This is a genomic window from Achromobacter spanius (assembly GCF_002966795.1).
Classification (GTDB): Bacteria; Pseudomonadota; Gammaproteobacteria; order Burkholderiales; family Burkholderiaceae_B; genus Achromobacter; species Achromobacter spanius_D.
Map to the genome: position 1 here is coordinate 4,405,617 of NZ_CP023270.1, position 23,119 is coordinate 4,428,735.

The 23,119-nt window shown below is 64.9% G+C and carries 23 protein-coding genes and 1 tRNA gene; 8 read left to right on the forward strand and 16 right to left on the reverse strand.

Features of this window, described 5'->3' with window-relative positions; all coding sequences use genetic code 11:
* Positions 1-34: 34 nt before the first annotated feature.
* The 9 genes from CLM73_RS19905 to CLM73_RS19945 form a co-directional block, all read right to left on the reverse strand.
* Positions 35-2,545, reverse strand: coding sequence for a type VI secretion system Vgr family protein (locus CLM73_RS19905; protein WP_105239899.1), 2,511 nt, complete (start codon positions 2,543-2,545; stop codon positions 35-37).
* 258 nt (positions 2,546-2,803) lie between these two features.
* Positions 2,804-3,094 (reverse strand): hypothetical protein, encoded by a 291-nt coding sequence (locus tag CLM73_RS19910; RefSeq protein WP_105239900.1) that lies wholly within the window; start codon positions 3,092-3,094, stop codon positions 2,804-2,806.
* Between the two features lie 18 nt (positions 3,095-3,112).
* Positions 3,113-3,189, reverse strand: a tRNA-Arg gene (locus CLM73_RS19915).
* 85 nt (positions 3,190-3,274) lie between these two features.
* Positions 3,275-3,859, reverse strand: coding sequence for a helix-turn-helix domain-containing protein (locus tag CLM73_RS19920; RefSeq protein WP_105239901.1), 585 nt, complete (start codon positions 3,857-3,859; stop codon positions 3,275-3,277).
* 27 nt (positions 3,860-3,886) lie between these two features.
* Complete coding sequence (locus tag CLM73_RS19925; protein ID WP_105239902.1) at positions 3,887-5,179, reverse strand: NAD(P)/FAD-dependent oxidoreductase; 1,293 nt, start codon at positions 5,177-5,179, stop codon at positions 3,887-3,889.
* 9 nt (positions 5,180-5,188) lie between these two features.
* Entirely contained in the window at positions 5,189-5,878 is a 690-nt protein-coding gene (locus tag CLM73_RS19930) for an amino acid ABC transporter permease (RefSeq protein WP_105239903.1), read from the reverse strand.
* A 2-nt stretch (positions 5,879-5,880) separates the two neighbouring features.
* The gene (locus tag CLM73_RS19935) at positions 5,881-6,573 is read right to left on the reverse strand and encodes an amino acid ABC transporter permease (RefSeq protein WP_056563856.1); all 693 of its coding nucleotides are present in this window, start codon (positions 6,571-6,573) and stop codon (positions 5,881-5,883) included.
* Between the two features lie 18 nt (positions 6,574-6,591).
* Entirely contained in the window at positions 6,592-7,383 is a 792-nt protein-coding gene (locus CLM73_RS19940) for an ABC transporter substrate-binding protein (RefSeq protein WP_056563859.1), read from the reverse strand.
* Between the two features lie 86 nt (positions 7,384-7,469).
* The gene (locus tag CLM73_RS19945; RefSeq protein WP_056563861.1) at positions 7,470-8,219 is read right to left on the reverse strand and encodes an amino acid ABC transporter ATP-binding protein; all 750 of its coding nucleotides are present in this window, start codon (positions 8,217-8,219) and stop codon (positions 7,470-7,472) included.
* A gap of 145 nt (positions 8,220-8,364) precedes the next feature.
* Between CLM73_RS19945 and CLM73_RS19950 the strand changes: the two genes are divergently transcribed.
* The 8 genes from CLM73_RS19950 to cynS all read left to right on the forward strand — a co-directional run bounded on the left by CLM73_RS19950 (position 8,365) and on the right by cynS (position 17,495).
* Positions 8,365-9,867, forward strand: coding sequence for an aldehyde dehydrogenase family protein (locus CLM73_RS19950; RefSeq protein ID WP_105239904.1), 1,503 nt, complete (start codon positions 8,365-8,367; stop codon positions 9,865-9,867).
* Positions 9,868-10,024: 157 nt separating this feature from the next.
* Positions 10,025-11,311, forward strand: a complete 1,287-nt coding sequence (locus CLM73_RS19955) for a phospholipase A (protein ID WP_105239905.1) — start codon at positions 10,025-10,027, stop codon at positions 11,309-11,311.
* An 800-nt stretch (positions 11,312-12,111) separates the two neighbouring features.
* Entirely contained in the window at positions 12,112-13,254 is a 1,143-nt protein-coding gene (locus CLM73_RS19960; protein ID WP_105239906.1) for a PAS domain-containing sensor histidine kinase, read from the forward strand.
* 13 nt (positions 13,255-13,267) lie between these two features.
* Entirely contained in the window at positions 13,268-13,906 is a 639-nt protein-coding gene (locus tag CLM73_RS19965) for a response regulator transcription factor (RefSeq protein ID WP_105239907.1), read from the forward strand.
* 132 nt (positions 13,907-14,038) lie between these two features.
* Entirely contained in the window at positions 14,039-15,400 is a 1,362-nt protein-coding gene (locus CLM73_RS19970) for a CmpA/NrtA family ABC transporter substrate-binding protein (RefSeq protein WP_105239908.1), read from the forward strand.
* The gene (gene ntrB / locus CLM73_RS19975) at positions 15,400-16,242 is read left to right on the forward strand and encodes a nitrate ABC transporter permease (RefSeq protein ID WP_105239909.1); all 843 of its coding nucleotides are present in this window, start codon (positions 15,400-15,402) and stop codon (positions 16,240-16,242) included. The genes CLM73_RS19970 and ntrB overlap by 1 nt, the downstream gene beginning before the upstream one ends.
* Positions 16,243-16,247: 5 nt before the next feature.
* Positions 16,248-17,042, forward strand: a complete 795-nt coding sequence (locus CLM73_RS19980) for an ABC transporter ATP-binding protein (protein WP_105239910.1) — start codon at positions 16,248-16,250, stop codon at positions 17,040-17,042.
* Positions 17,043-17,051: 9 nt separating this feature from the next.
* Positions 17,052-17,495, forward strand: a complete 444-nt coding sequence (gene cynS, locus CLM73_RS19985; protein WP_105241620.1) for a cyanase — start codon at positions 17,052-17,054, stop codon at positions 17,493-17,495.
* 53 nt (positions 17,496-17,548) lie between these two features.
* Here cynS and pdxK read toward each other — a convergent pair whose 3' ends face one another.
* The 7 genes from pdxK to CLM73_RS20020 all read right to left on the reverse strand — a co-directional run bounded on the left by pdxK (position 17,549) and on the right by CLM73_RS20020 (position 23,116).
* The gene (gene pdxK, locus CLM73_RS19990; RefSeq protein ID WP_105239911.1) at positions 17,549-18,412 is read right to left on the reverse strand and encodes a pyridoxine/pyridoxal/pyridoxamine kinase; all 864 of its coding nucleotides are present in this window, start codon (positions 18,410-18,412) and stop codon (positions 17,549-17,551) included.
* A 31-nt stretch (positions 18,413-18,443) separates the two neighbouring features.
* Positions 18,444-18,809, reverse strand: coding sequence for a cupin domain-containing protein (locus tag CLM73_RS19995; protein WP_105239912.1), 366 nt, complete (start codon positions 18,807-18,809; stop codon positions 18,444-18,446).
* A 44-nt stretch (positions 18,810-18,853) separates the two neighbouring features.
* The gene (locus CLM73_RS20000) at positions 18,854-19,408 is read right to left on the reverse strand and encodes a helix-turn-helix domain-containing protein (RefSeq protein ID WP_105239913.1); all 555 of its coding nucleotides are present in this window, start codon (positions 19,406-19,408) and stop codon (positions 18,854-18,856) included.
* A gap of 78 nt (positions 19,409-19,486) precedes the next feature.
* Positions 19,487-20,269 (reverse strand): aldolase, encoded by a 783-nt coding sequence (locus tag CLM73_RS20005; protein ID WP_105239914.1) that lies wholly within the window; start codon positions 20,267-20,269, stop codon positions 19,487-19,489.
* 10 nt (positions 20,270-20,279) lie between these two features.
* On the reverse strand, positions 20,280-20,924 hold the full coding sequence (locus tag CLM73_RS20010) for a glutathione S-transferase family protein (RefSeq protein ID WP_105239915.1): 645 nt from the start codon (positions 20,922-20,924) through the stop codon (positions 20,280-20,282).
* Between the two features lie 28 nt (positions 20,925-20,952).
* Entirely contained in the window at positions 20,953-21,915 is a 963-nt protein-coding gene (locus CLM73_RS20015; protein ID WP_105239916.1) for a Bug family tripartite tricarboxylate transporter substrate binding protein, read from the reverse strand.
* Between the two features lie 193 nt (positions 21,916-22,108).
* The gene (locus CLM73_RS20020) at positions 22,109-23,116 is read right to left on the reverse strand and encodes a Bug family tripartite tricarboxylate transporter substrate binding protein (protein WP_105239917.1); all 1,008 of its coding nucleotides are present in this window, start codon (positions 23,114-23,116) and stop codon (positions 22,109-22,111) included.
* Positions 23,117-23,119 lie beyond the last annotated feature (3 nt).

Genomic DNA, 23,119 nt, shown 5'->3' on the forward strand with positions numbered 1-23,119 from the left:
TGTCCAGTTGCGCTATGCCCGCCTCAAACCTCAATCACGAAGCTCCCGAACCATTTCGAGGAAGCAGCGTTAGCGAGGCAATGTGCATCTCCCCCATCTCCACGAGGTCGGTGCCACCCTCCGCATCGGTTTCACCCTCAACCACATCGCCATTACTGAGCGTGATTCTGTACGGATGCCTGGCGGCAGGTCGTTCGCCATCAGGCAACGTCAACACAAAGCGTCTCTGAGTCGATCCGACATCGAACTGAGGTAACGTCCCGGATTCGCTCGCCGCACCCACCCAGTCGTAGCTGGCCGCTTTGAATGTCATGGCACCGGGGCAGCCGTACTCGATATTGCCCCCTTCCATCTTGATGTAGGCGCCCTGGCATAGCAGCGTGATGTGCTTGTCGGCGGTCACCAGAACATGTTCCTTGCTGGCGCTGACCACGACGCTCTTGTCTGCCTGAAGGTGGATCGACGCTTGTTGAGCCTGGACCCGCACCTGCCCTTGATGCGCGATGTGGCGCAGATCACCGGCATGGGTGAATTGACTGATGCCTTGCCCGGCATTCATGACGATGGACTGGCCCGCCGTGACATGTTGATTTTGCTCAGCGACCGTATCCAGATGCTGGCCTGCAGCGAGGGTGATGGAGCGCGGCGTGGCTGCGGCAATGCCTGCGGGGCTGCTGAGGCCGATTAGGGGCTGCCCGCCGTTTTCGCCGCTCTCGTCGTTTGCGCCATGCCCCAAGTCGCGGACGGCGTTGGACAAGGTTGTCTGGGGACCGGCGTCGTGCGGCAGATTCTGATGCTGTTCAGCGTACTCGCCCAGGTTTTTCGCCAACTCGAGCGCACTTTCCAGGCATTGGACCAACTGGGTGCGCGCAAGGTGTCCCCCTTGGGCGTCCGGTTGTTCATCAGTGGTAAGCAGCAGACCCTGTGCGGCGCGCAGGGCACCGTGCAGGTCGGTACGCAACTCGAAGCCTTCACCGCGGGGGTTTCCGCCGCGGGGCCGAGGGTGCGTCAGGTAGCCAAGGTGCAGATGGGTTGCGCCATGGTCGTTCATCAGCGCGGCGCTGATCTGAGATGTGGTGTCGTCCAGCCGCAATTCACTGGCGCGGTTCCCTTTGTGTTCCTTGCTTTTGACCGTTGCCAGTTCCTTGAATTTGGGCAATTCGTACGGCGGCAATTGCAGGCGGTTGTAGGCCCTGCCCGTGATGATCGGCTGATCGGTATCCCCATCCAGGAACTGGACGATGACCTCCTGTCCGATGCGCGGGATGGCCATGTGGCCCCAGGTGGCGCCGGCGATGTTCTGCGACACGCGGATCCAGCAGGAACTGTGATCGTCCTGGTTACCCAGCCGGTCCCACGGGAATTGGACCTTCACCCGTCCGTACTCGTCGGTAAAGATTTCCTCGTTGGGCGGACCAACAACGACGGCGTTCTGGGGGCCATCGATGCGTGGCGGGGGGAACGGTTCGGCGCGCCACTCGGCGTCGTCCGGAACGAGATCGGCCTCGTAGCGGTATTGCGTGCCCAATTGCGCCTGGGCGCTTTCCTCTGCCTGACTGGTGTGTTGCGTACCGCGGTGGACGATGCGGACCGGACGCCATCCGCGATTCATATCTTCGCGCGGGTGGCCAGCCAGGATGAATGAAATGCCCGGCTGCAGACGGGGATCGTCGCCTTCGACCCGGGCGATGCAGGCATCACGGCGGCGACCGCGCAGGCGGTTCACGGCAAAAGGCCTGCCGGCCTCGTCGAACTTGGCACGTGCGGGGTAGTCGTATCGCTCGTAGCGGCGCCCTTGATGGTTCAGGTCTTGCCCGTCGCTGCTGTGCTGATGGGTGTAGCGCGGGTTGTGAAAGGTGTAGTCGCGCTGTGTCTGGCGTGCGGTGCGCACGTTCTCGATGTACGAAAAGCGGCGCAGCGCGGGCTGCGGCTGGTCACCGCCCGGCGTAGGGTGATACTGCACGGGGTCGTCGCCCACGCGACCGTGGATGAAGAGGCGATCGCTATGAACCAGCTGATGGCCCTCGGCGGTGTGGCGAAAGGAGTAGAAAAATCCTTCCTCGCGCATGATGCGCTCGACGAACTGGTAGTCGGTATCGCCAGCCTGGACGCAGTACTCACGGGTCAGATGCTCAGTGGTGTTGCGCTGCTCGTAATCCTGGGTAAGGCCATGCGCCTTGAGCACGGTTTCGGCAATTTGCGGGACCGTAAGGGACTGGAAGATGCGCCAGTCGGAGCTGAGTTTCAAGCGCGCAAGACGCGGCTCGACGATCGCGGAGTAACGGGTTCTGCGAAAGCCTGTGTCGCCCTGAACGAAGGCGGAGACGGCGCCGTGCACGTAGCGAACCGGCGTATCGCCGTGCCAGATGGTGAGCAGTGCGGCACGGTCCAGCACTGTGCCGAAGTCGATGGCAGCGCTGGCGCTGGACAAGTCAACTTCAAGCAGGAAGGTCTCGGACAACCCTTCCTGCAACGTAAATTCAACTACCTCGAAGGACTCATCGCCGATGGCGAATGTGAAGCGCAGATCAGATTGGGTGGGCATGGCGAGCTTCCGTTTGGGTCATGCCACGCTGGTCGCTCTTGGCGCCAGGCAGCACTGCCCTTTTAGAAGCCACACCTATGGCCCGTAAATCAGATCAATATTATTTTCGCGAGAGACCTGTGCTCTTGTGATCGGCATCATGCTCGCTGCCCGGCTTTGCGCTTCGAGGGAATGCAAGCCGCGAAAAAAGGCGATGAGAATGCGCAAGCTCGAAAGGCCGCCACCGAAGATCGGCGCAGCCCTCCCCTGGAAGCAATCTCAGGCGGTCAGGAACCGCACGACTTCCGCCCAATCATTCGTGGACAACGCCACATCTTCGTAGTCGCCTTCTTCCTCGTCCCAACGCGAGACGCAGTAGCGCTGGCTTCGGCCGGATTCGCGGTCAGCGTAGTTGGCGTAATCGACATACACCTTCAGGCCCCGCTCCTCGTTCACGAAGGACGGCGCTGCATCGATGCGCTCGGACGCGTCGACGTAGCCTTCGGGCAGAGTCGGAAGGGTGGTTATGTCGTAGCGGGGAAATTCGCGACGCAGTCGGTCAAGGTTCATAAGGAAAGCCAGTGGAGCTGGCGCGGCAGGAGGGGCTCGAACCCCCGACCCCGGGCTTAGAAGGCCCGTGCTCTATCCAGCTGAGCTACTGCCGCGCGGTGTGGTGACGCCCGGAACCCGTCCGGGCCGCGCATTTTACCCTGTTGCGGAAAAAGTGGGTCGGCCCCAAATGCCCCCCCGCTACTCCTCCCCAATATCCGTATGCGTGGACACCCACAGCACGATCGCATCCTCCGGGCTCAGGCTGATCACCCGGTGCCCCATGCGGCTATCTATATAGAAGCTCTCCCCCGCCTTCAGCCGGGCCGGTTCATAGAACTCGGTGTAAAGCTGAACCTCCCCCTCCAGCACATAGACAAACTCCTCTCCTCCATGCCGGCTCCAGTCCTGGAACTCGTCAAAGGCCCGCGCCTTGACGCGGGTGTGGAAGGGCATCATGCGTTTGTGCGACAGCGCGGTGCACAGCAGGCGGTGGTCGTAGTACGGAGTTTCGTACTGCCGGCCTTCGCCTTGTCGGCTCAGGCTGCGGCGGCCTGTGCCCATGTGGGCGTCGGAGGCGGTGAAGAGTTCGGCCACGTCCAGGTCCAGGCCCGCCGCGATCTTGATCAGGTTGTCATAGGTGGGGGACAGCAGGCTGTTCTCGATTTTTGACAGGGTGGACGCGGCCACGCCGGTGGCCTCGGCCGCCTGCTTCAGGGTCCACGCACGCGCCTGGCGCAAGGCTCGCAGCCGTTGTGCCAATGCGCTCTGTTTGTTGCCTTGCATCTGTATACCCTGTCATGCCCGCAATAGTCAGGCCCGCGATTGACGCTCACGCCACCAGTCGCGCGCCTGGTAAGACCAATAAGTCAGTTGAACCGCCGCCGTGCCAAGGCTCCCGCCGTTCCAGGCCAACCCGAACGGTTCGAAGAGCTTGTAGCGCTGCGTGTCGCCGGTGATACCCTCGGCCACGACGCGCCCGCCCACGGACGTTGTGTTCATGCCGTGTCCGCCGAACGCGGTGCAATACCAGACATTCGGACCCAGCAGGCCGATCTGCGGCATCAGGTGCCGCGCGTAGGCCATGCGTCCCGACCACGCCGCCTCCACGCGCACCCCCTGCAATTGGGGGTAGACGCTGAGCAGTTCGCGGCGCAGGGACTCGGCCAGATCGGGCGGGTCGTCGACACGGGTGGTGATTCTACTGCCCCAGCCGATGCGGCCGCCATCCAGGACCCGGTAATAGTTGCCGGCGCGCCGGTCGTCGCCGATGGCGGCTGTGCTGCGGATGGCTTCCCGCACGCGGTCGCCCAGCGGTTCGGTCAGCATGATGTAGGTGGCAATCGGCAACATTGCGCGGCGCAGGGCCGGCACGACGTCGCCGGTGTAGCCGCCGGTGGCCAGCACCACGGTGGCGGCGTCGATCTGGCCTTGCTCGGTCTTCAGGTGCTTGACCGCGCCATCCAGCGTGGCCTGCACGACGGGCGAATCTTCATGGATGCGCACGCCTAGCCGCACGCATTCGCGGGCCAGCGCGCGGGCGTAGTTCAACGGATGGAAGTGAAAGGACGAGGGGTCTTCGATGCCCTGGTGATAGACGTCGGACACCAGCCGCTCGCGGACCTGGCTGCGCGAGAGCAGCCGCACGTCGCGCCCGAAGTCGCGCTGCTGGATGTCGCACCACTGGCGCAGCGCATTGGTGGCCTCGTAGCGCACGACGCGCAGGCGTCCGTCGACCTTGTGGGCGTCGGCGATGCGCAGGTCGCGGATGTTGTCGCGGATGATCTCGACGCCTTCCATCGACAGCCGGTAGAGCTGGCGGAAGTGGTCTTCGTCGACGTGCTTGCGGATGGCGTCGGCGCCCGCGGAGAACGCTGGCGACACCGAGCCGCCGTTGCGGCCCGAGGCGCCCCAGGCGATGCGTTTGGCCTCCAGCAGCGTGACGTTTCGGCCTCGCCGGGCCAGTTCCAGCGCGGTAGACAGGCCCGCCAGCCCCGCGCCGATCACGCAGACGTCGGCACTGGCCGCGCCCGTCAGCGCAGGATAGTAGGTGTCGCCATCGGCGAGCGTGCGCTTGTAGTAGGTGTCGATGTACTCGGAGACCATGGTGTCGGCTCAGTGCAGGCCCGCGCCTTGCAGGCCCCCGGTCAGGCGCCTTTCCAGCCAGTTGGCCAGGCGCAGGAGCGGGTAGCAGTAGATGAAATAGATGGCGGCGATCATGCCGTAGATAAACAGCGATTTGGCCGGGAAGGTGATGATGAACACCTCGCCCTGGCGCGTGAGTTCGGTGATGCCGACCACGGACAGGATGGCGGTGCTTTTGATCAGCATGACGTAGACGCCGCTCATGGGCTGCACGATCAGGCGCATGGCCTGCGGCAAGATCACCAGCCACAGGATCTGGAGCGGACGCAATCCCAGCGTCATCGCGCCTTCGGTCTGGCCGCGCGGCACGGCCTGGATGGCGCCCATGACGATTTCCGCCACATAGCAGGACGTGTACACCGACAGCGCCACGAAGGCCGCCGTGCCGGAATCCCAGTGCAGCAGCTCGATGCCGGAGCTGGGAAGCACAAAGTAGAAGATATAGAGCTGCACCAGGAACGGCGTGCCGCGCAGGATGTGGATGTACAGCCCCAGAAGCTGATGCACCCCGCGGATGCGGTAGCTGCGGATCACGCCGATCAAAAAGCCCAGCAGCGAGCCGGCGATGATGGCCACGAAGGAAATCTTCAGCGTCTCCCAGAAGCCCTTGAGCAGAAAGGGCAGCACGACGCCGGCGGTTGAAAGATAAGAGTCCAGCATGATTACCTCGCGTTCCAGGCCGGACCGGCCAGCCACAGGCTTACGCCCTTGGACAGCAGCAGCATGACGCAGTAGATCAGCAGATAGCCCGCCGCGATGGTCAGGAAGGCTTCGTTGGGCACGATGCGTTCGCTGTTCATCTGCACGCCCGCGGCAACCAGTTCAAACACCGTGATCAGCGACAAGAGCGAGGTGTCCTTGATCAGCACGGCGGTCTGGCCCAACAGCGGCGGCAGCGTGTTCGCGAAGGCCTGCGGCAGCACCACGTAGCGCAGGCGCTGGTGGTAGTTCATGCCGCAGGCCTTGGCGCCTTCGATCTGGCCGCGCGGCACGGACTCGATGCCGACGCGGATGATTTCGCTCATGTAGGCCGCGTGGTGCACGGTCATGGCAAGGATGCCCAGCACCATCTCGCTCCAGCCCTTGGCGCCCGGCACCAGATAAGGCACCGCGTAATAGACCAGGTAGATCTGCACGAGCAGCGGCGTGGAGCGCACGAATTGCACATAAGCCGCCACCGGACGCCACACCAGGGCGCGGGACGACATATGGGCTAGCGCCAGCGGAACCCCGGCCAGCACCGACAGCACCAGGCTTGCGCCCGCCGCGATCAGGGTATTGGCCAGGCCTTCGGCGAATTGGCCCGTGTACTGGCTGACGATGCGCCAGTTATAGAAATCGATCAACCAGTCCATGGGCGGTCCCGTCTCCGATCAGTGGTCTTTCTTCCAATCGGTGGAGTACCAGTACTGCACCAGTTCCGGCAACGTGTTGTCGGCAGTCTTGAGCGTCTGCCAGTTGTCCAGCCAGAACTTCAGGCGGAACGCATTGGGGCCGACGGCGAACGCCAGGGGCTCGCGCACCATCACGCCCTCCAGCACCCGCAGGTTGCCGAAGTCGACGAGGAACTGGTTGGCGGTGGACAGCGACATGATGCCGGCGTCCAGCCGGCCGCTGGACAGCGCCTGGCCGACCGGGGCGCTGCCGCCCGAGAACTCCTTGAGCGTGGCGGTGGGCAGCATCTTCTTGCCGACTTCGGCGTAGGTGCTGGCGCCCAGCGCGCCGACGGTGACGCCCGACTTGTTCAGTTCGGCGTAGTTCTTGTACGGCGAATCCTTGGGCACCACGGCGACGGTGTCGGCGTAGAACATGGGCAGCGAGAACAGCACCTGCGCGGCGCGCTGCGGCGTGGGCGTCATGTCGGCGGCCACCATGTCGGCCTTGCCCGACAGCAGCGCGGGCAAGAGGCCCTTCCATTCATAATCCTGCAGCACCAGCTTCACGCCCAGGTCGTCGGCCATGCGCTTGGCGACTTCCACGGCCAGCCCCGTGCGCTTGCCCGTCTTGTCCATGAAGCTCATCAGCGGCCCGGAGGTCTGCACCGCCACGCGCAATTCACCGCGCTTGATGATGTCGGAAAGTTCGTCCGCCTGTGCCGGCAGGGCCACGGTGGCGGCCGCCAGGGCGACGCTGGCCACGCCCAGCCATTGTTTGATTTTCAGCATTGCTAACCCCTTTGGTGATTGGACCCATATCGTTCCGGGCAAGGCACATCGCGCCGGCAGCGCCCGGATAAGCCGGACCGGCGGGACTACAGAATCTTTTCCAGGAAGGCGCGGGTGCGCGCTTCTTTAGGGTGACCGAACACTTCGTCGGGCGTGCCCATCTCCACGATGCGGCCGGCGTCCATGAAGAGCGCGCGGTCGCCAACATCGCGGGCGAAGCCCATTTCGTGGGTCACCACCGCCATCGTCATGCCGTCGCGCGCCAGGGCGCGCATCAGTTCAAGAATGCCGCCCACCGTTTCAGGATCGAGCGCCGACGTGGCCTCGTCGAACAGCATGAGCTGCGGGTCCATCGCCAGCGCGCGCGCGATCGCCACGCGCTGCTGCTGGCCGCCGGACAACTGGCTGGGATAACGGTCGCCGAATTCCGCCATGCCGACGCGGCCCAGCAGGTCGCGGGCGTAGCGCTCGGCGTCGGCGCGGCTGCGGCCGCGCACCACGCGCTGGGGTAGCGCCACATTGTCGAGCGCAGTACGGTGCTGGAACAGGTTGAAGTGCTGGAACACCATGCCGACGTCGGTGCGCCAGCGGTTGACATCGGTGGCCGGATCCGTGAGCGACACGCCATTGACGCGGATCGTGCCGCTGTCGATGCTTTCCAGGCCGTTCAGGGTGCGCAGCAAGGTGCTCTTGCCCGAGCCCGACGGGCCGACCACGACCATCACCTCGCCGCGTTCGAGCTGGCAATCGATGCCGTCCAGCGCCAGATGCGGGGGATGCCCGTCGCGCTGATAGGTCTTCTTGACTGCCTGAACAACGAGCAACGGTTCCGCCACGAATCCACCTTCAGGAGCAGTGCGCCTCAAAAATATTTCGCATTTCACGTCATAGTTTCGTATAGTAAATTTTTTTCCAGAATCGCCACTTAGGCATAACCCTTAAGCGAAGACGCTGACTTCGCGAGGCATCGAAGGAACCGGCATGGACACTCCTCAAGACATCCTGCGCAATCTCGGACTCAATTCCAGTGCGCTCACCGGCGGCACCCTGATCGCCCGCAGCCCGATCGACGGCGCCGAACTGGCGCAGGTGCATGAGCACACGGTGGCCCAGGCCCACGCCGCCATCACCCGCGCGCGGCAAGCCAGCCTGGCATGGCGTGACGTCCCCGCCCCGCGCCGCGGCGAACTGATACGCCTGTTCGGCGAAACCCTGCGCCAGCACAAGCAAGAGCTCGGCCGCCTCGTCAGCCTGGAAGCCGGCAAGATCGTCGCCGAGGGCGAAGGCGAAGTGCAGGAAATGATCGACATCTGCGACTTCGCCGTCGGTCTGTCGCGCCAGCTCTACGGCCTGACCATCGCCTCCGAGCGCCCCGGCCACCGCATGATGGAAACGTGGCATCCGCTAGGCGTCGTCGGCGTCATCAGCGCCTTCAACTTCCCCGTTGCCGTCTGGTCCTGGAACGCCGCGCTGGCGCTCGTCTGCGGCAATGCCGTCGTCTGGAAACCGTCGGAAAAGACTCCCCTCACCGCCCTCGCCTGCCAGGCGCTCTTCGCGCAGGCCGTGCAACGCTTTGGCGACGCGCCCGCCGGCCTGTCCGAAGTCCTGATCGGCGGCCGCGAGGTCGGCGAGGCCCTGGTCGATTCGCACACCGTGGCGCTGGTGTCCGCCACCGGATCCACCCGCATGGGCCGCCAGGTCGGCCCGCGCGTCGCGCAACGCTTCGGCCGCGTCCTGCTTGAGCTGGGCGGCAACAACGCCATCATCGTCGGCCCCACCGCCGACCTCGACATGGCCGCCCGCGGCATCGTCTTCGGCGCCATCGGCACCGCCGGCCAGCGCTGCACCACCACCCGCCGCCTGATCGTCCACGAAAGCATCGCCGACCAACTGGTCCAGCGCCTGCACAAAGCCTATGCCAGCGCCCCCATCGGCAACCCGCTCGATAGCGGCAACCTCGTCGGCCCCCTGATTGACCGCGCTTCCTTCGATGCCATGCAAGCCGCCCTGACGGCTGCGCGCGAGCAAGGCGGCAAGGTCGCGGGCGGCGAACGCGTTCTGGCCGACCAATACCCCGACGCCTGGTACGTGCGCCCCGCCATCGCTGAAATGCCCGGCCAAACCGACGTCGTCTGCCACGAAACTTTCGCGCCCATCCTGTACGTGATGCGCTACAAGGACTTCGGCGACGCGCTCGCCATGCAGAACGGCGTGCCGCAAGGCCTGTCGTCCGCCATCTTCACCAACGACCTGCGCGAAGCCGAAACCTTCCTGTCCGCCGCCGGCTCCGACTGCGGCATCGCCAACGTCAACATCGGCACCTCCGGCGCCGAGATCGGCGGCGCTTTTGGGGGTGAAAAGGAAACCGGCGGCGGCCGCGAGTCCGGTTCGGACTCGTGGCGCAACTACATGCGGCGCGCGACCAACACCATCAACTACTCGCGGAATCTGCCGCTGGCGCAAGGGATCAAATTCGGGGAATAAGCCGCCCGCAGACTCTCCATAAAAAACCCCGCGCATTGTCGACAACGCGCGGGGTTTTCGCATTTCTTACAGCCCATACATACGATTAGTCTGACTTACAAACTGTTGCCAGGGACGGTGCTACATTGCCTGATCACAAAAATCAGATACATCCTCAATGACCTCCCGCCGTCCTTTTCACCGCTCTCCCACCACCCGCTTCCTTGCCGCCGCCCTGGCCCTGGGCGCGGCCGGCTCCGCCGCGGCAGGCGTGTCATACCGGCTGGACCGCCCCTCCGCGGCGCCTGGCGAAACGGTCACCATCGAGGCCGTCTTCTTCAACGAAGGCGGCTCGCGCGTCGACTGGCAGGCCCCGCCTGAACTCGTCCTGCAATGGCGCAGCCCCGACGGCCAGATCGTCCGCAGCCTCGCCAAACTGAAAAGCGGCCGCGACAACTACAGCGTGCCCGTCAACAACTTCGCGCGCATGTCCTGGTCCGCCGAAGTCCCCGCCACCGCGCGCGGCCTGCAAGCTGTCTCCATCGAAGGCCAACCGTCCATGATGGCGCTCGACGCCACCGGCCGCGACAGCGGCACTCTCGCGACCACACCCGCCCAGACACCCGTCGTCGACGCCCGCAGCGGCCAACCCATCCCGCCCGCCGCCGTCGCCGCCGCAGGCGCGTCGCCCGAAGCCGGCCCCGCCCCCGCCGCCACCATCGAACCCACCGTCGAACAAGCCGCCTTCGACAAATTCCGCAGCGCCTTCTCCGCCTACAAGCCCGTCTACTTCGCCGTTGGCACCCGCGGCCTCACCACCGCCCGCTTCCAGCTCAGCGCCAAGTACCGACTCATCAGCCCGCGCGGCGGCGAAGACACCTGGCACGACGACTTCTACCTGGGCTACACCCAGACCTCGCTGTGGGATCTGGAAAGCGACTCCAAGCCCTTCATCGACACCACGTTCAACCCCAGCGTTTTCTGGATGACAGACGACATCTGGAAGTCCGAAAACCAGAACTGGCGCTTCGGCATGAACACCGGCGTCGAACACGCCTCCAACGGCAAGGACGGCGAAGACTCGCGGTCGCTGAACGACGGCTACATCGAGCCGCGCTTCCATTACCGCTTCGACAGCGGCAGCACGCTCACCTTCGCCCCCAAGGTCAAGGCCTACTTCGGCGTCGCCAGCGAAAACAGCGACTACTCCGCCTACGCCGGCCACGTCGATTGGCAACTGCGCTGGGCGCAGGACAACGGCGCGGTCGTCTCGGCGATGTATCGCCAGGGAGATCAGAAGCGCCGCACGACGCAGCTGGATTTTGCGTGGCCGCTACGCCGCACGTTCCTGAATTGGAACGGGTATCTGCATTTGCAGTATTTCAACGGGTATGGCGAGACGCTGCTGGGATACAACCAGCGCAACGAAAGCCAGTTCCGCGTGGGGTTGTCGCTGATTCCGTAAGGGTTCAATGCGGTACGCAAGCGTCAAATGAAAATCGCCGGCTTATAAAGCCGGCGATTTGCTTTGCGGGTACTCAATGTAGCTGCCGTCCGTGGGCGGGACGGCGTCAGACACCCGGGTAGGAGGGGCGTCAAGTTGTGGCGGCGGTGCAACGGGTGTCTGACACCTGTGTTTGAGCTTGTCGGAGCAACGGGTGTCTGACACCTTGGTTTAGACACCTTGGTTTTGAGCGACCGGCGCAAGACACGCGAACGCCAGATAAGGCCGCCCGCGCGGCCGACATCTGGCAGCCCCGCAAGATCTTCCGATCCTAAACAGACCCACAGAAGAAGGCTAAGCAAGCCGCCCTCCCCGGCTGCCGTCCGACCTCATTACGACGCAGCCCGGTGTGGTGGCGGCCTGGGTGCGCGGGGCGTGTAGATGCGCCCGAGGGAATCGGAAGGCAGGCGCCGAAGGCGACAACGACGATGACGACGGGGCAGTCCGGAGCGAAGGCTCCGGACCGCAATCGTAGCCCCGCGCACCCAGGCCGCCGCCGCGCCGGGCGTCTTAAGAACCATCACCCGTCGCCACCACACCGGGCGCCTAAAGAACCCGCACCGAACCCACGCCGGACGTCCTGAGAACCCTCTCCGCACCCACACCTGCCCCAACCCATAACGATGAAGGGATTTCCCTCAATCGCCCCCTCAACTCCCCACCCGTCCCGTAAACTCCGCGCAAAAGCGCAGCCAAGAATCCGCGCACCAAGGGGGTCCGGGGCAATTCCCCCGGCAGATTCAACAAGCACCAGGCCATTCATGTTCGCCGACCTGAAGCACCTCTCGCACCACGCCGCCTGGCGCCGTCAGCTTGAAATGCTGCTGGAATCCGCCGGCGAAGGCATCTACGGCATTGATCTGCGCGGCCGCTGCATCTTCATCAACAGCGCCGGCGCCGACATGCTCGGCTACTCTCCCGACGAGCTGGTAGGCCGCAACATGCACTACCTCATCCACCACTCCCACGCCGACCGCACCCTCATGCCGGTCCACGACTGCCGCATATTCAAGGCCTTCCGCGACGGCCGAGGCGAACGCGCCGACGACGAAGTGCTCTGGCGCCGCGATGGAACCTGCTTTGACGCCCAATACGCCTCGTATCCCATCCGCAACGATCAGGAAGTCGTAGGCGCCGTCGTCACCTTCTCCGACATCACCGCCCGCAAACAGATCGAGCGCGAACTACAAAACACCCAGGCCCTGCTAGAACGCCGCGTCGGCGAACGCACCGCTGAACTCAGCGCCGCCCACGAATCCCTGCGCCGCCTCTCCTCCCACCTGAGCACCCTGCGCGAAGAAGAACGCGCCCACATCGCCCGCAACATCCACGACGACCTCGGCGCCTCCTTTACCGCCCTGCAGCTAGACTTGAACTGGCTGCGCCGCCAGCTAAGCGCCACTCCCGCCCTGCAAGCGCACCTGGACCGCATGCTCGACGTAACGCAGACCGCCATGGGCGCCACCCGCCGCATCCTCAACGACCTGCGCCCCGTCGTTCTCGACCACCTGGGCCTCTGGGCCGCCCTGGAAGCCCTGCTGCAAGACCTGCAAACCCGCAGCGGCCTCCAATGCCGCTACCTCTGCCCCCCCGACACCGAAACCCTGCGCCTGGACTGCAACGCCGAAATCGCCATCTACCGCATCGTCCAGGAACTGCTGACCAACGTGCAGCGGCACGCCCGCGCCCGCAGCGTCAGCGTCAGTGCCGTCTGGGGCCCTGACGGCTTGGTCCTCACCGTCGAAGACGACGGCGTCGGCATGCAACTGCCCGAAGACCGCCACACTTTTGGCATCCTCGGCATGCGCGAACGCGCCCGCGCCATCGGCGGCGACCTTGCGCTCGACAGCGCCCCCGGCGCCGGCATGCGCGCCCGCCTGCGCCTCAACCCCTTGGCGGCATAACGGAAACCGAACCATGCCCCTGAACCTGCTCATCGTCGACGACCACCTCATCATCCGCCGTGGCCTCGCCCGCATCCTGGAAGAAGACCCGCGCGTCGCCCTCGTGCACGAAGCCGCCGACGGCCCCGCTGCCCTGCGCGCGATGCGCCAGGCCCATTACGACGCCATCGTCCTCGACGTCGCCCTGGGCGAACGCGACGGCCTCGACGTGCTGAAAAGCGTCCGCGCCGACCACCCCGGCCTTGGCGTCGTCATGCTCTCCGTCTACCCCGAATCCCAGTTTGCCGTCCGCGCCCTGCGCGCCGGCGCCCACGCTTATCTAAACAAAGGTTGCGAACCCGAAGAACTGCTCGCCGCGCTGACCAACGCCGCCGCAGGCAAGATGTACGTCACCCCCACCGTCGCCGAACTGCTCGCCCACACCGTGCGTCAGGACAGCTCCCGCCCGCCGCACGAGCTCCTGTCCAACCGCGAATTCCAGGTACTGCAGCTGCTCGTCGCCGGCCGCTCCGTCTCGGCCATCGGCGAACAGCTCGCCCTGTCCGTCAACACCATCTCCACCTACCGCAGCCGCATCTTCGAAAAGCTCAACGTCCGCACTCTGGTGGAACTGGTCTCCTACGCCAACACGCACCAGTTGGGTGCGATCTGAGCGCCTGCGCACTACCGCGGCGCACCGCGCGCACCACGTAGTAAGCCCCCTACACGCGTATCGTTGAACCGGCGATACCGGCTACCGCCGGGCAGCCCCATGATGGCTCCATTCCCGATTGAAGGAGCCACCATGTCCCTCTTCAGCAACCCGTTCGACGCCAACAGCCGCCTTGCCTGCGGCTGCGGCCGTCATGCCTCGCAGGCCGAACACGAGCGCGCCGCGCACGCCGCCATGGATGGCGACACCACCGGCAACGCCGTCGAACAGGCCGTCATGCGCGCCCTGTTCCCGCAGGATGCGCTGCGCCGCCGCTTCCTGCGCGCCGTCGGCAGCGGCACCGCCATGGCCGCCATCGCGTCGATCTTTCCGCTGGCTGCCGCCAAGGAAGCCTTCGCGCAGACCGCCGGCCCGCTGGAGAAACAGAAACTCAAGGTCGGCTTCATCCCCATCACCTGCGCCACGCCCATCATCATGGCCCACCCCATGGGTTTCTACGGCAAGCAGGGCCTGAACGTCGAAGTCGTCAAGACCGCCGGCTGGGCGCTCATCCGCGACAAGGCCATGTCCGGCGAATACGACGCCGCCCACATGCTGTCGCCCATGCCGCTCGCCATCTCGATGGGCGTCGGCGCCAGCCGCGCCGTGCCGTGGACCATGCCCGCCGTCGAAAACATCAACGGCCAGGCCATCACGCTGTCCATGAAGCACAAGGACCGGCGCGACCCGAAGGACTGGAAGGGATTCAAGTTCGCCGTCCCCTTCGACTACTCCATGCACAACTACCTGTTGCGCTATTACCTGGCCGAGCATGGCCTGGATCCTGACACCGACGTCCAGATCCGCTCCGTGCCGCCGCCCGAGATGGTCGCCAACCTGCGTGCCGACAACATCGACGGCTTCCTGGCGCCCGACCCCGTCAATCAGCGCGCGGTCTACGACGGCGTCGGCTTCATTCACACCCTGTCCAAGGCCATCTGGGACGGCCACCCCTGCTGCGCGTTCTCCGCCAGCAAGGAGTTCGTCACCACCATGCCCAACACCTACCAGGCTCTGCTGAAATCCATCATCGAAGCCACGGCCTACGCCCGCAATCCCGCCAATCGCAAGGAAATTGCCACCGCCATCGCCGCGCCGAATTACTTGAACCAGCCCGTCACGGTGGTCGAACAGGTCCTGACCGGCACCTACGCCGACGGCCTGGGCAAGGTGATCACCGATCCCAACCGCATCGACTTCGATCCCATGCCGTGGCAGTCGTTCGCCGTCTGGATCCTGACGCAGATGAAGCGCTGGGGCCAGGTCAAGGGCGACGTCGATTATCAGAAGGTCGCCAGCGACGTGTTCCTGGCGACCGACGCCGTGCGCCTGATGCGCGAAGCCGGGCTGACCCCGCCCGCGGAAACCGGCAAGACGTTCAGCGTCATGGGCAAGCCCTTCGATCCGACCCAGCCCGAGGCCTACCTCGCCAGCTTCAAGATCCGGAGGACCTGATGGGGTCCGTGCAACACTGGCGGGCCACGTTCCTGTCGATCGCCCTGTTCCTGACGTTCCTGCTGCTCTGGCACGCCGCCACCCGCTCCGATGCGGGTGAGGCGACGGTGGACCCGGCCTACGCCGCGCTGGTCGGCAATGCCGCGGCCAGCGGGTCCAAGACGCCGTTTCCCGGCCCTGCCGAAGTCGGCGCGCAGTTGTGGCAGCACCTGAAGGATCCCTTCTATGACCGCGGACCGAACGACAAGGGCATCGGCATCCAGCTTGGCTACTCCGTGGCGCGCGTGCTGACGGGCTTTGGCCTGGCCGCGCTGGTGGCAATACCGCTGGGGTTCCTGATTGGCATGTCGCGAACGGTGTACCGCGCGTTCGATCCCTTCATCCAGGTGCTCAAGCCGATCTCGCCGCTGGCGTGGATGCCGCTGGCGCTCTACACGATCAAGGACGCCAACACCTCCGCCGTCTTCGTGATCTTCATCTGCTCGCTGTGGCCCATGCTGGTGAACACCGCGTTCGGCGTGGGCGCCGTGCGGCAGGACTGGCTGAACGTGGCGCGCACGCTGGAAGTGTCGCGGCTGCGCACGGCGCTGCAGGTCATCCTGCCCGCCGCCGCGCCCACCATCATGACCGGCATGCGCATCTCGGTCGGCATTGCGTGGCTGGTGATCGTCGCGGCCGAAATGCTGATCGGCGGCACTGGCATCGGCTACTTCGTCTGGAACGAGTGGAACAACCTGTCCATCTCCAACATCATCTGCGCCATCGTCTTCATTGGCCTGATCGGCATGCTGCTGGACAACCTGCTGGCGCGCGCCGCCCGGCTGGTGAGCTATCGGGAGTAACGCGCATGAGCCAATCTTTCCTGCAGGTCCAAGGGCTGGGCAAGCGTTACGCCGGACGCGATGGCCGTCCGCAGCCGCCCGTATTCGAGAACATCGACTTCAAGATCGACAAGGGCCAGTTCGTCTGCGTCATCGGCCACTCCGGCTGCGGCAAGACCACCATTCTGAACGTGCTGGCCGGTATCGACGACAGCAACGAAGGCATCGTCATCATGGACGGCCGTCAGATCGCTGGGCCGTCACTCGAACGCGGTGTCGTATTCCAGGCGCACGCGCTGCTGCCGTGGCTGACGGCGCTGCAGAACGTGGAATTCGGCGTGCGATCGCGCTGGCCGGCCTACAACCGCGAACAGGTGCGCGAGCACAGCCAGCGCTACCTGGACATGGTCGGGCTGGGCCACGCGGCCGGCAAGAAGCCCTGCGAACTGTCCGGCGGCATGAAACAGCGCGTCGGCATCGCCCGCGCCTTTGCCATCCAGCCCAAGATGCTGCTGCTGGACGAACCCTTTGGCGCGCTGGACGCGCTGACGCGCGGCGCCATCCAGGACGAGTTGCGCGCCATCGTCCAGGAAACCCGCCAGACCGTCTTCATGATCACGCACGATGTGGACGAAGCCATCCTGTTGTCCGACCGCATCCTGCTCATGAGCGCGGGCCCCTACGCCCGCATCGCCGAATCCGTCACTGTCGACCTGCCGCGCGACCGCACGCGCGCCAGCCTGCATCACGAATCCCGTTATTACGACATCCGTAACCATCTCGTCGACTTCCTGGTCGACAAGGCCCATCACAAGGAGTGAATCACCATGATGTCCCGCGCTGAAGTCACCGAACTCGTCGTCACCCGCAAGCTGGAAAAAAAGCTCTCGTGGGGCGCTATCGCCGAAGCCGTCGGCCAGAGCAAGGAATGGACCACCGCCGCGTTGCTGGGCCAAATGACCATGACCGAGGAACAGGCGCTGGCCGCTGCCCGCGTACTGGATTTGCCGGCGGACGCGGTCGTGCAGCTTCAGGTCGTGCCCTACAAGGGCTCGCTGCCGACCACGGTTCCGACCGATCCGCTGATCTACCGCTTCTATGAACTGATCAACGTCTACGGCACCACCTTCAAGGCGCTCATCAATGAAGAGTTCGGCGACGGCATCATGAGCGCCATCGACTTCAAGATGGACCTGTCGCGCGAGGCCGACCCCAAGGGCGACCGCGTGCAGATCGTGATGAGCGGCAAGTTCCTGCCGTACAAGACGTACTGAGGCGGGCAAGGCGGGACGGCACCGCCCCGACCCGACCCAGCCCCGACTCGGCCTCAGCCTTCGGCGGCCAGCTCTTCCCAGCCTAGTTCGCGGGTACGCTCCAGCGTCACCGTGACCTGGGCCGCCGCTTCGCGCACCGCCTCGATGAGGTCCTGCCCGTTCAGCAGCCGCGACGCGACGCCCGCCATGAACACGTCGCCCGTGCCGTGTACCGACGGCGGAATGGCGATCTCCGGGTGCGTCACCACCGTGGCGTCGTCGCGCGTCACGGCCACCAGTTGCAGCGTGCCGGGCGCGGCGGCCATCGGCGCGGCGCTGGTTGCGACGATCCATTGCGGCCCGCGCGCGATGAGCTCGCGCGCCGCGGCCACCACCTCGTCCACCGACGACAACGGCCGCCCCACCAGCAATTCCAGTTCGAAATGATTGGGCGTCATGCCCTCGGCCAGCGGCACCAGCAGATCCCGGTATTGCGCGACCAGCCCTTCGTTCACATACAGCCCGTCATTGCGATCGCCCATGACCGGGTCGATGAACACGCGCAGGTCAGGACGCGACGCGCGCACGTCCGACAGCCATTTCGCCAGCAGGTTCGCCTGCCCCGACTGCCCCAGATACCCGCAGACCACCGCGCGTGCCACCTGGCTTACGCGCCGTTCGTTCAATCCTTGCAGCAAGCCCTCGAACCAGTCCAGCGGCACCGCTCCGCCGTGCAGCGTGGGATAGTGCGGCGTGTTGCTGAGAATGACGGTGGGCAGCGCAATCGCGCGCAGCCCCGCCTTGCGGAACACCGGCATCGCGGCGTTGTTGCCGACATAGCCATAGACAACCTGGGATTGAATCGAGACGACATCCACCTGCGCGGTGCGGGCGGGCAGCGCTGCGCCTGGGGCGGGGGCAGCGATAGTTGCGGTCATGAGGATTGCTCCTGGGTACGGGCCGAAGGCTTCAGGCCATCCGGGTAATGAAATAGATCTTCTTGACGAACTGGTCCACTTCCCAGCGGCCGGTATAGCCTTCGGGCATGACGAAAGCCTCGCCCACTGTCAGTTCATGCACCGTGCCGTCCGGGTCCACGAGGCGCGCCGCGCCTTCGACGATGTAGCCAAATTCGATGTAGCCCGTGGTGTTGGACTGGAAGGAGCCGGCCGTGCTTTCCCACACGCCGGCTTCTGCCTTGCCCGCGTTGCCTTCAAAGGCGGTCACCGTGCGAAAGGCCGCATCGCCCGACAGCGGACGGCGCGGCTTGCCGGGCACGGGGTTCTTCATGGGGCCGGCGTCGATGCGGACAAGCCGCGATTGATCGTGTTTCATGGGGGTTCCTGTGTCTTCCAATAGCGATTCGATACGCCGCGCGCTCAGTGCGCCGCCACCACCAGCACTTCGGCCATCGCGCGGCTGACGGTGCGCATGCGGTGCGGCAATTCGGAGTCGAAATAGACGGAGTCGCCGGTTTCCAGGCGGAACTGGCGTTCGCCCACGTGGACTTCGATGGCGCCCTTGAGCACCAGCAGGAATTCCTCGCCCGGGTGGGGGAACACGGCCGCGGCGTCCGGAAATTCGCGCGGCGGATGGACGACGAAAGGCTCCATCGCCTTGACCTTGCGGCGGCCAGCCAGCGACTCGTATTGATATTCGCTGCCCAGGCCGCGGCGTTGCAGGGCCTCGCGGTCGGCAACCCGGACCACGCTGACCACTTCATCCTGCGCGGCGTCGTCCGCGCCCACGAGTTGTGACACGCCTACGCCATAAGCCTCTGCCAGGCGCAGCACCGTCGAGATCGAGGGCTCGCTCAGGCCCCGCTCCAGCTTCGAGAGGTAGCTCTTGGTCAAACCCGTGCGCTGCGCAAGCTGTTCCAGGGACAGGCTTTGCTGGCGGCGCAAGGTGCGTAGGCGGTGCGGCAGGTCGATCATTGGGCGGAGAGGCGCGAATACAACCGGCAAGAATGCCCCAAAAGGGCGTCGCCGTCGAGCGTCCCCGCCCCGCCCGCGTCAGCTCAGCACATCGGCGTGCGTCCGCAATGCCCGGCGCGCGTAATACGAAAACCCCACTTGCGACCGCTTGGGCGTCAGGATCCAGTCGTGCGCCTCGTGCCCCAGTTCGGGCGGAATCGGCTGGATCTTGCCGGCGGCCATTGCCAGCAACTGCATGCGCGCCGCGCGCTCGAACTGCAGCGCCAGCACGCAGGCCTCTTCCACCGTCCCGGCGGCGATCAACATGCCGTGGTGCGACAGCAGGATGGCGCGCTTGTCGCCCAGCGCCTTGGAAATGATCACGCCTTCCTCGTTGCCCACCGGCACGCCGGGCCAGTCCTTCAGAAAGGCCACGTCGCCGTAAAGCGGACAGTTGTCCATGTGCGAGACCTCCAGCGGGACCTCCAGCATCGACAGCGACGCCACATGCAGCGGATGCGTGTGGATGATGCAGTTCACATCGGGGCGCGCGCGGTAGATCCAGGAATGGAAGCGGTTCGCCGGATTGGGCATGCCGCCGCCTTCCTGCACCACGAGGTCTTCGTCGACCAGCAGCAGATTGCTGGCCGTGATCTCGTCAAAGCCCAGTCCTAAACGCTGCGTGAAGTACCGGTTGGGTTCGGGCGCGCGCGCGGTGATCTGGCCCGCCAGGCCCGAATCATGCCCGCCGTCGAACAGGATGCGGCAGGTCAGCGCCAGCCGCTCGCGCAACGTCCATTGCGGGGTCTCGAACTGGCGCTGCATTTCCGCCTGCGCGCGCGCGATCAGTTCGTCTTTTCCCAGGTGCATCGTATCGGCCATCATGTCTCCGTCATGCCGTTTCGATCAACGGCGTAAATCCCGGCAATGCGCGCATGCGCGCCAGCCAGGCAGTGATGTGCGCAAAGCCGGACAGGTCGTAACCGCCCTCACCCGCCATGCTCGTGTAAGGGTACAGCGCGATATCCGCGATGGTCGGCGCGGTACCCACCAAATAGTCGCGGCCCGCCAGATGGGCGTCCATCAGCCCGGCGGCCTTCATGCCGGCCGCGCGCCACGCCACCATCTCCGGATCGTCCGCCTTCGCCGTTTGGCGCAGATGGATCAACAGGCGCGGCTGCGCGAAGGCGTGCATGTGCTGGGTCTGCTCGAAGCTCAGCCAGCTCGACACTTGCGCCTGCGCCAGCCGGTCGTCCGGCAGCCAGGACGTACCCTTGCCCAGATACCAGAGGATGGCCTGCGACTCCGCCAGCCATTGCCCCTCTGGCGTCAGCAGCGCGGGCACCTGCCGCCATGGGTTGATGCGCGCGAAGGCATCGGTTTCCAGGTCGCCCTGGACGATGTCGAACGTGCGCCGCTTGACCGGCAGCCCCATCAGCCCGCAGGCCAGCCGGATCTTCCAGGCGTTGCCCGATCGCAGCGTATCCGCCAGTTCCAGCGGCTTGCCCGCCAGCGGGTGAGTCACCTGAGTATTCATGCGTGGCTCCTTGTCATTTGCGCGTTTGCTAATCCATTTTGATGTTGGCGCGCTTCACGATCTCGGCCCACTTGGTCTTTTCGCCGCCGATGAAGCGCTGGTATTCGTCGGGCGTGCCGGTATAAAGCTGCGTACCCTGTGCCGCCAGCTTTTCCTTGAGCTCGGGCGTCGCAAGTGTCTTCTGCAACGCCGCATTCAGCGCGGCGATGACCTCGGGCGGCGTGCCGGCCGGCGCAAAGAACGCATTCCACGAACTGATCTGCAGGCCCGCATCGCCCGCCTCGGTGCTGGCGGGCACGGCCGGGGCAGACGGCAACCGCTTGTCGGACGCCACGGCCAACGCACGCAATTTGCCCGACGCCACGTGCGGCATGATGACGGGACTGGCGTCCATCACCACATCCACTTGCTCGCCGATCGCCGCATTCACGGCCTCGCTGCCGCTCTTGAACGGCACGTGGACAATGTCGACGCCCGCCGTCAGCTTCAGCAGCTCCAACCCCAGATGCGGCGAACTGGCGTTGCCCGCCGAGCCGAAGTTCAGCTTGGCCGGATTGGCCTTGGCATATTTGACGAACTCGGCGAACGACGCCGCAGGCACGCCCGATCGCACGGCCAGCAGGTACGGCGACCCGGACACCATGCCCACCGGCGCAAACTTGTCCGCGTCGTAACTGAGCTTCCTGTAGATCAGCGGATTCACGACCTGCGTGCCCACCGTCCCCATGAAGATCGTGTAGCCATCGGCCGGCGCCGTGGCCGCCACCTGCGCCGCGATCACGCCACCCGCGCCGGGCCGGTTCTCGATCACGATCCCCTGGCCCAACACGTCCCCCATTCCCTTGCCCACCTGCCGGGCAACGATATCCGTGATGCCGCCGGCGCCAAACGGCACCACTAACCGGATCGGGCGGTCAGGAAACGCGGCCTGCGCGCCTCCGGTCATTCCCGCCGCCATCGCCACTGCGGCCACCATGCTCAAGACCTTCATGCCATTCCCCTTGTGTGCGCCGTCGCGGCGCTATGACACAAAGTGTCCTATAGAGCATTGATTTTCCGCAAGAGGAATTTGATTAGGGAAATCCTGAGCAGCAACAATGGACTTCGCCTTTTTGCGCTGGAGTTCGCCAGGCGTTGCCTGGCAAGCCGATGGCATCGTTGGCGTCCGCCGCGCTGGCCCGGCCTCAATCGATGACGATGTTCTCCCGCTTGACGACACGAGAAAGCTGATCGACCTCTTGCCCGATGAGCGTGGACAATTCCTTCGGATTGCGCATGACGACGATACCCTGCGCACTGAGCGAAGTATTGGCAGCAGGCTGCTCCATCGCAAGCTTGGACTGCTCGTACAAGGTGTCGACGATCTGGGCTGGCGTGCCTGCCGGGGCGAAAAGGCCCAGCCAGAAAGTGACATCGATGTTCGGATAGCCTGCCTCGGCCATCGTAGGGATGTCCGGCATTTGGGAAATCCGTTGGTTCTGCGTAACTGCCAGGGCTTTCAACTTGCCAGCCGACACTTGCGGTGCGCTGGCCAGCGTGTCGAAAGACGTGTTCACCTCGCCCGCCATGACCGCCATGCTGGCTTGCGAGGCCGACTTGTAAGGGATATGGGTTGCCTTGAACTGGACGTCATTGCTCAGTTGCGCAAACGCCAGATGGGCCAGATTTCCTTGCCCCCCCGACCCATAGGTGAGCTCGCCCGGATTTTTCCTGGCGTACTCAACCAGATCCTTTACCGACTCGATGGTGTGCTTCTTGGCCCATTCGGGGTTGACGTTCAAAATGAACGGCGCGTCCAGTACCAGCGCGATGGGAGCGAAATCCTTGGCCTTGTACTGGGAGTTCTTGTAGATCAAGGGATTGACCGTGATGCTGCTGCTGTTGGTGGCCAGCAGTGTGTAGCCATCCGGCGCGGAACGGGCCACCTCGGCCGCCCCGATCGATCCATTGGCACCGCCCTTGTTCTCCACAATGACGGGCTGCTTGAGCGTCTTGGACAAGGAATCCGACAGCAGGCGAGCCATCGTGTCCGTGATCGAACCGGCCGGAAACGGCACGATGATCTTGATGGCTTTAGTGGGCCATGCTTTGTCCTGCGCGAACGCGGCAGTAGACCCCAACCCCAATGCCGAAGCCACGGCGAGGTGCGCGGAAGTGATGAGGAAGTTGCGGCGGGAATCGGATGTAGCCATTCT

What these genes read in the sequence shown, in the direction of transcription:
- CLM73_RS19980 (WP_105239910.1), top strand. Translation starts at nt 16,248, where the DNA reads ATGAGCCAATCTTTCCTGCAGGTCCAAGGGCTGGGCAAGCGTTACGCC.
- ntrB (WP_105239909.1), top strand. Translation starts at nt 15,400, where the DNA reads ATGGGGTCCGTGCAACACTGGCGGGCCACGTTCCTGTCGATCGCCCTG.
- CLM73_RS19910 (WP_105239900.1), bottom strand. Translation starts at nt 3,094, where the DNA reads ATGAACCTTGACCGACTGCGTCGCGAATTTCCCCGCTACGACATAACC.
- CLM73_RS19920 (WP_105239901.1), bottom strand. Translation starts at nt 3,859, where the DNA reads ATGCAAGGCAACAAACAGAGCGCATTGGCACAACGGCTGCGAGCCTTG.
- CLM73_RS19995 (WP_105239912.1), bottom strand. Translation starts at nt 18,809, where the DNA reads ATGAAACACGATCAATCGCGGCTTGTCCGCATCGACGCCGGCCCCATG.
- cynS (WP_105241620.1), top strand. Translation starts at nt 17,052, where the DNA reads ATGTCCCGCGCTGAAGTCACCGAACTCGTCGTCACCCGCAAGCTGGAA.
- CLM73_RS19970 (WP_105239908.1), top strand. Translation starts at nt 14,039, where the DNA reads ATGTCCCTCTTCAGCAACCCGTTCGACGCCAACAGCCGCCTTGCCTGC.
- CLM73_RS20010 (WP_105239915.1), bottom strand. Translation starts at nt 20,924, where the DNA reads ATGAATACTCAGGTGACTCACCCGCTGGCGGGCAAGCCGCTGGAACTG.
- CLM73_RS19960 (WP_105239906.1), top strand. Translation starts at nt 12,112, where the DNA reads ATGTTCGCCGACCTGAAGCACCTCTCGCACCACGCCGCCTGGCGCCGT.
- CLM73_RS20005 (WP_105239914.1), bottom strand. Translation starts at nt 20,269, where the DNA reads ATGGCCGATACGATGCACCTGGGAAAAGACGAACTGATCGCGCGCGCG.
- pdxK (WP_105239911.1), bottom strand. Translation starts at nt 18,412, where the DNA reads ATGACCGCAACTATCGCTGCCCCCGCCCCAGGCGCAGCGCTGCCCGCC.
- CLM73_RS20015 (WP_105239916.1), bottom strand. Translation starts at nt 21,915, where the DNA reads ATGAAGGTCTTGAGCATGGTGGCCGCAGTGGCGATGGCGGCGGGAATG.
- CLM73_RS19965 (WP_105239907.1), top strand. Translation starts at nt 13,268, where the DNA reads ATGCCCCTGAACCTGCTCATCGTCGACGACCACCTCATCATCCGCCGT.
- CLM73_RS19955 (WP_105239905.1), top strand. Translation starts at nt 10,025, where the DNA reads ATGACCTCCCGCCGTCCTTTTCACCGCTCTCCCACCACCCGCTTCCTT.
- CLM73_RS19905 (WP_105239899.1), bottom strand. Translation starts at nt 2,545, where the DNA reads ATGCCCACCCAATCTGATCTGCGCTTCACATTCGCCATCGGCGATGAG.
- CLM73_RS19935 (WP_056563856.1), bottom strand. Translation starts at nt 6,573, where the DNA reads ATGGACTGGTTGATCGATTTCTATAACTGGCGCATCGTCAGCCAGTAC.
- CLM73_RS19950 (WP_105239904.1), top strand. Translation starts at nt 8,365, where the DNA reads ATGGACACTCCTCAAGACATCCTGCGCAATCTCGGACTCAATTCCAGT.
- CLM73_RS20020 (WP_105239917.1), bottom strand. Translation starts at nt 23,116, where the DNA reads ATGGCTACATCCGATTCCCGCCGCAACTTCCTCATCACTTCCGCGCAC.
- CLM73_RS19930 (WP_105239903.1), bottom strand. Translation starts at nt 5,878, where the DNA reads ATGCTGGACTCTTATCTTTCAACCGCCGGCGTCGTGCTGCCCTTTCTG.
- CLM73_RS20000 (WP_105239913.1), bottom strand. Translation starts at nt 19,408, where the DNA reads ATGATCGACCTGCCGCACCGCCTACGCACCTTGCGCCGCCAGCAAAGC.
- CLM73_RS19925 (WP_105239902.1), bottom strand. Translation starts at nt 5,179, where the DNA reads ATGGTCTCCGAGTACATCGACACCTACTACAAGCGCACGCTCGCCGAT.
- CLM73_RS19940 (WP_056563859.1), bottom strand. Translation starts at nt 7,383, where the DNA reads ATGCTGAAAATCAAACAATGGCTGGGCGTGGCCAGCGTCGCCCTGGCG.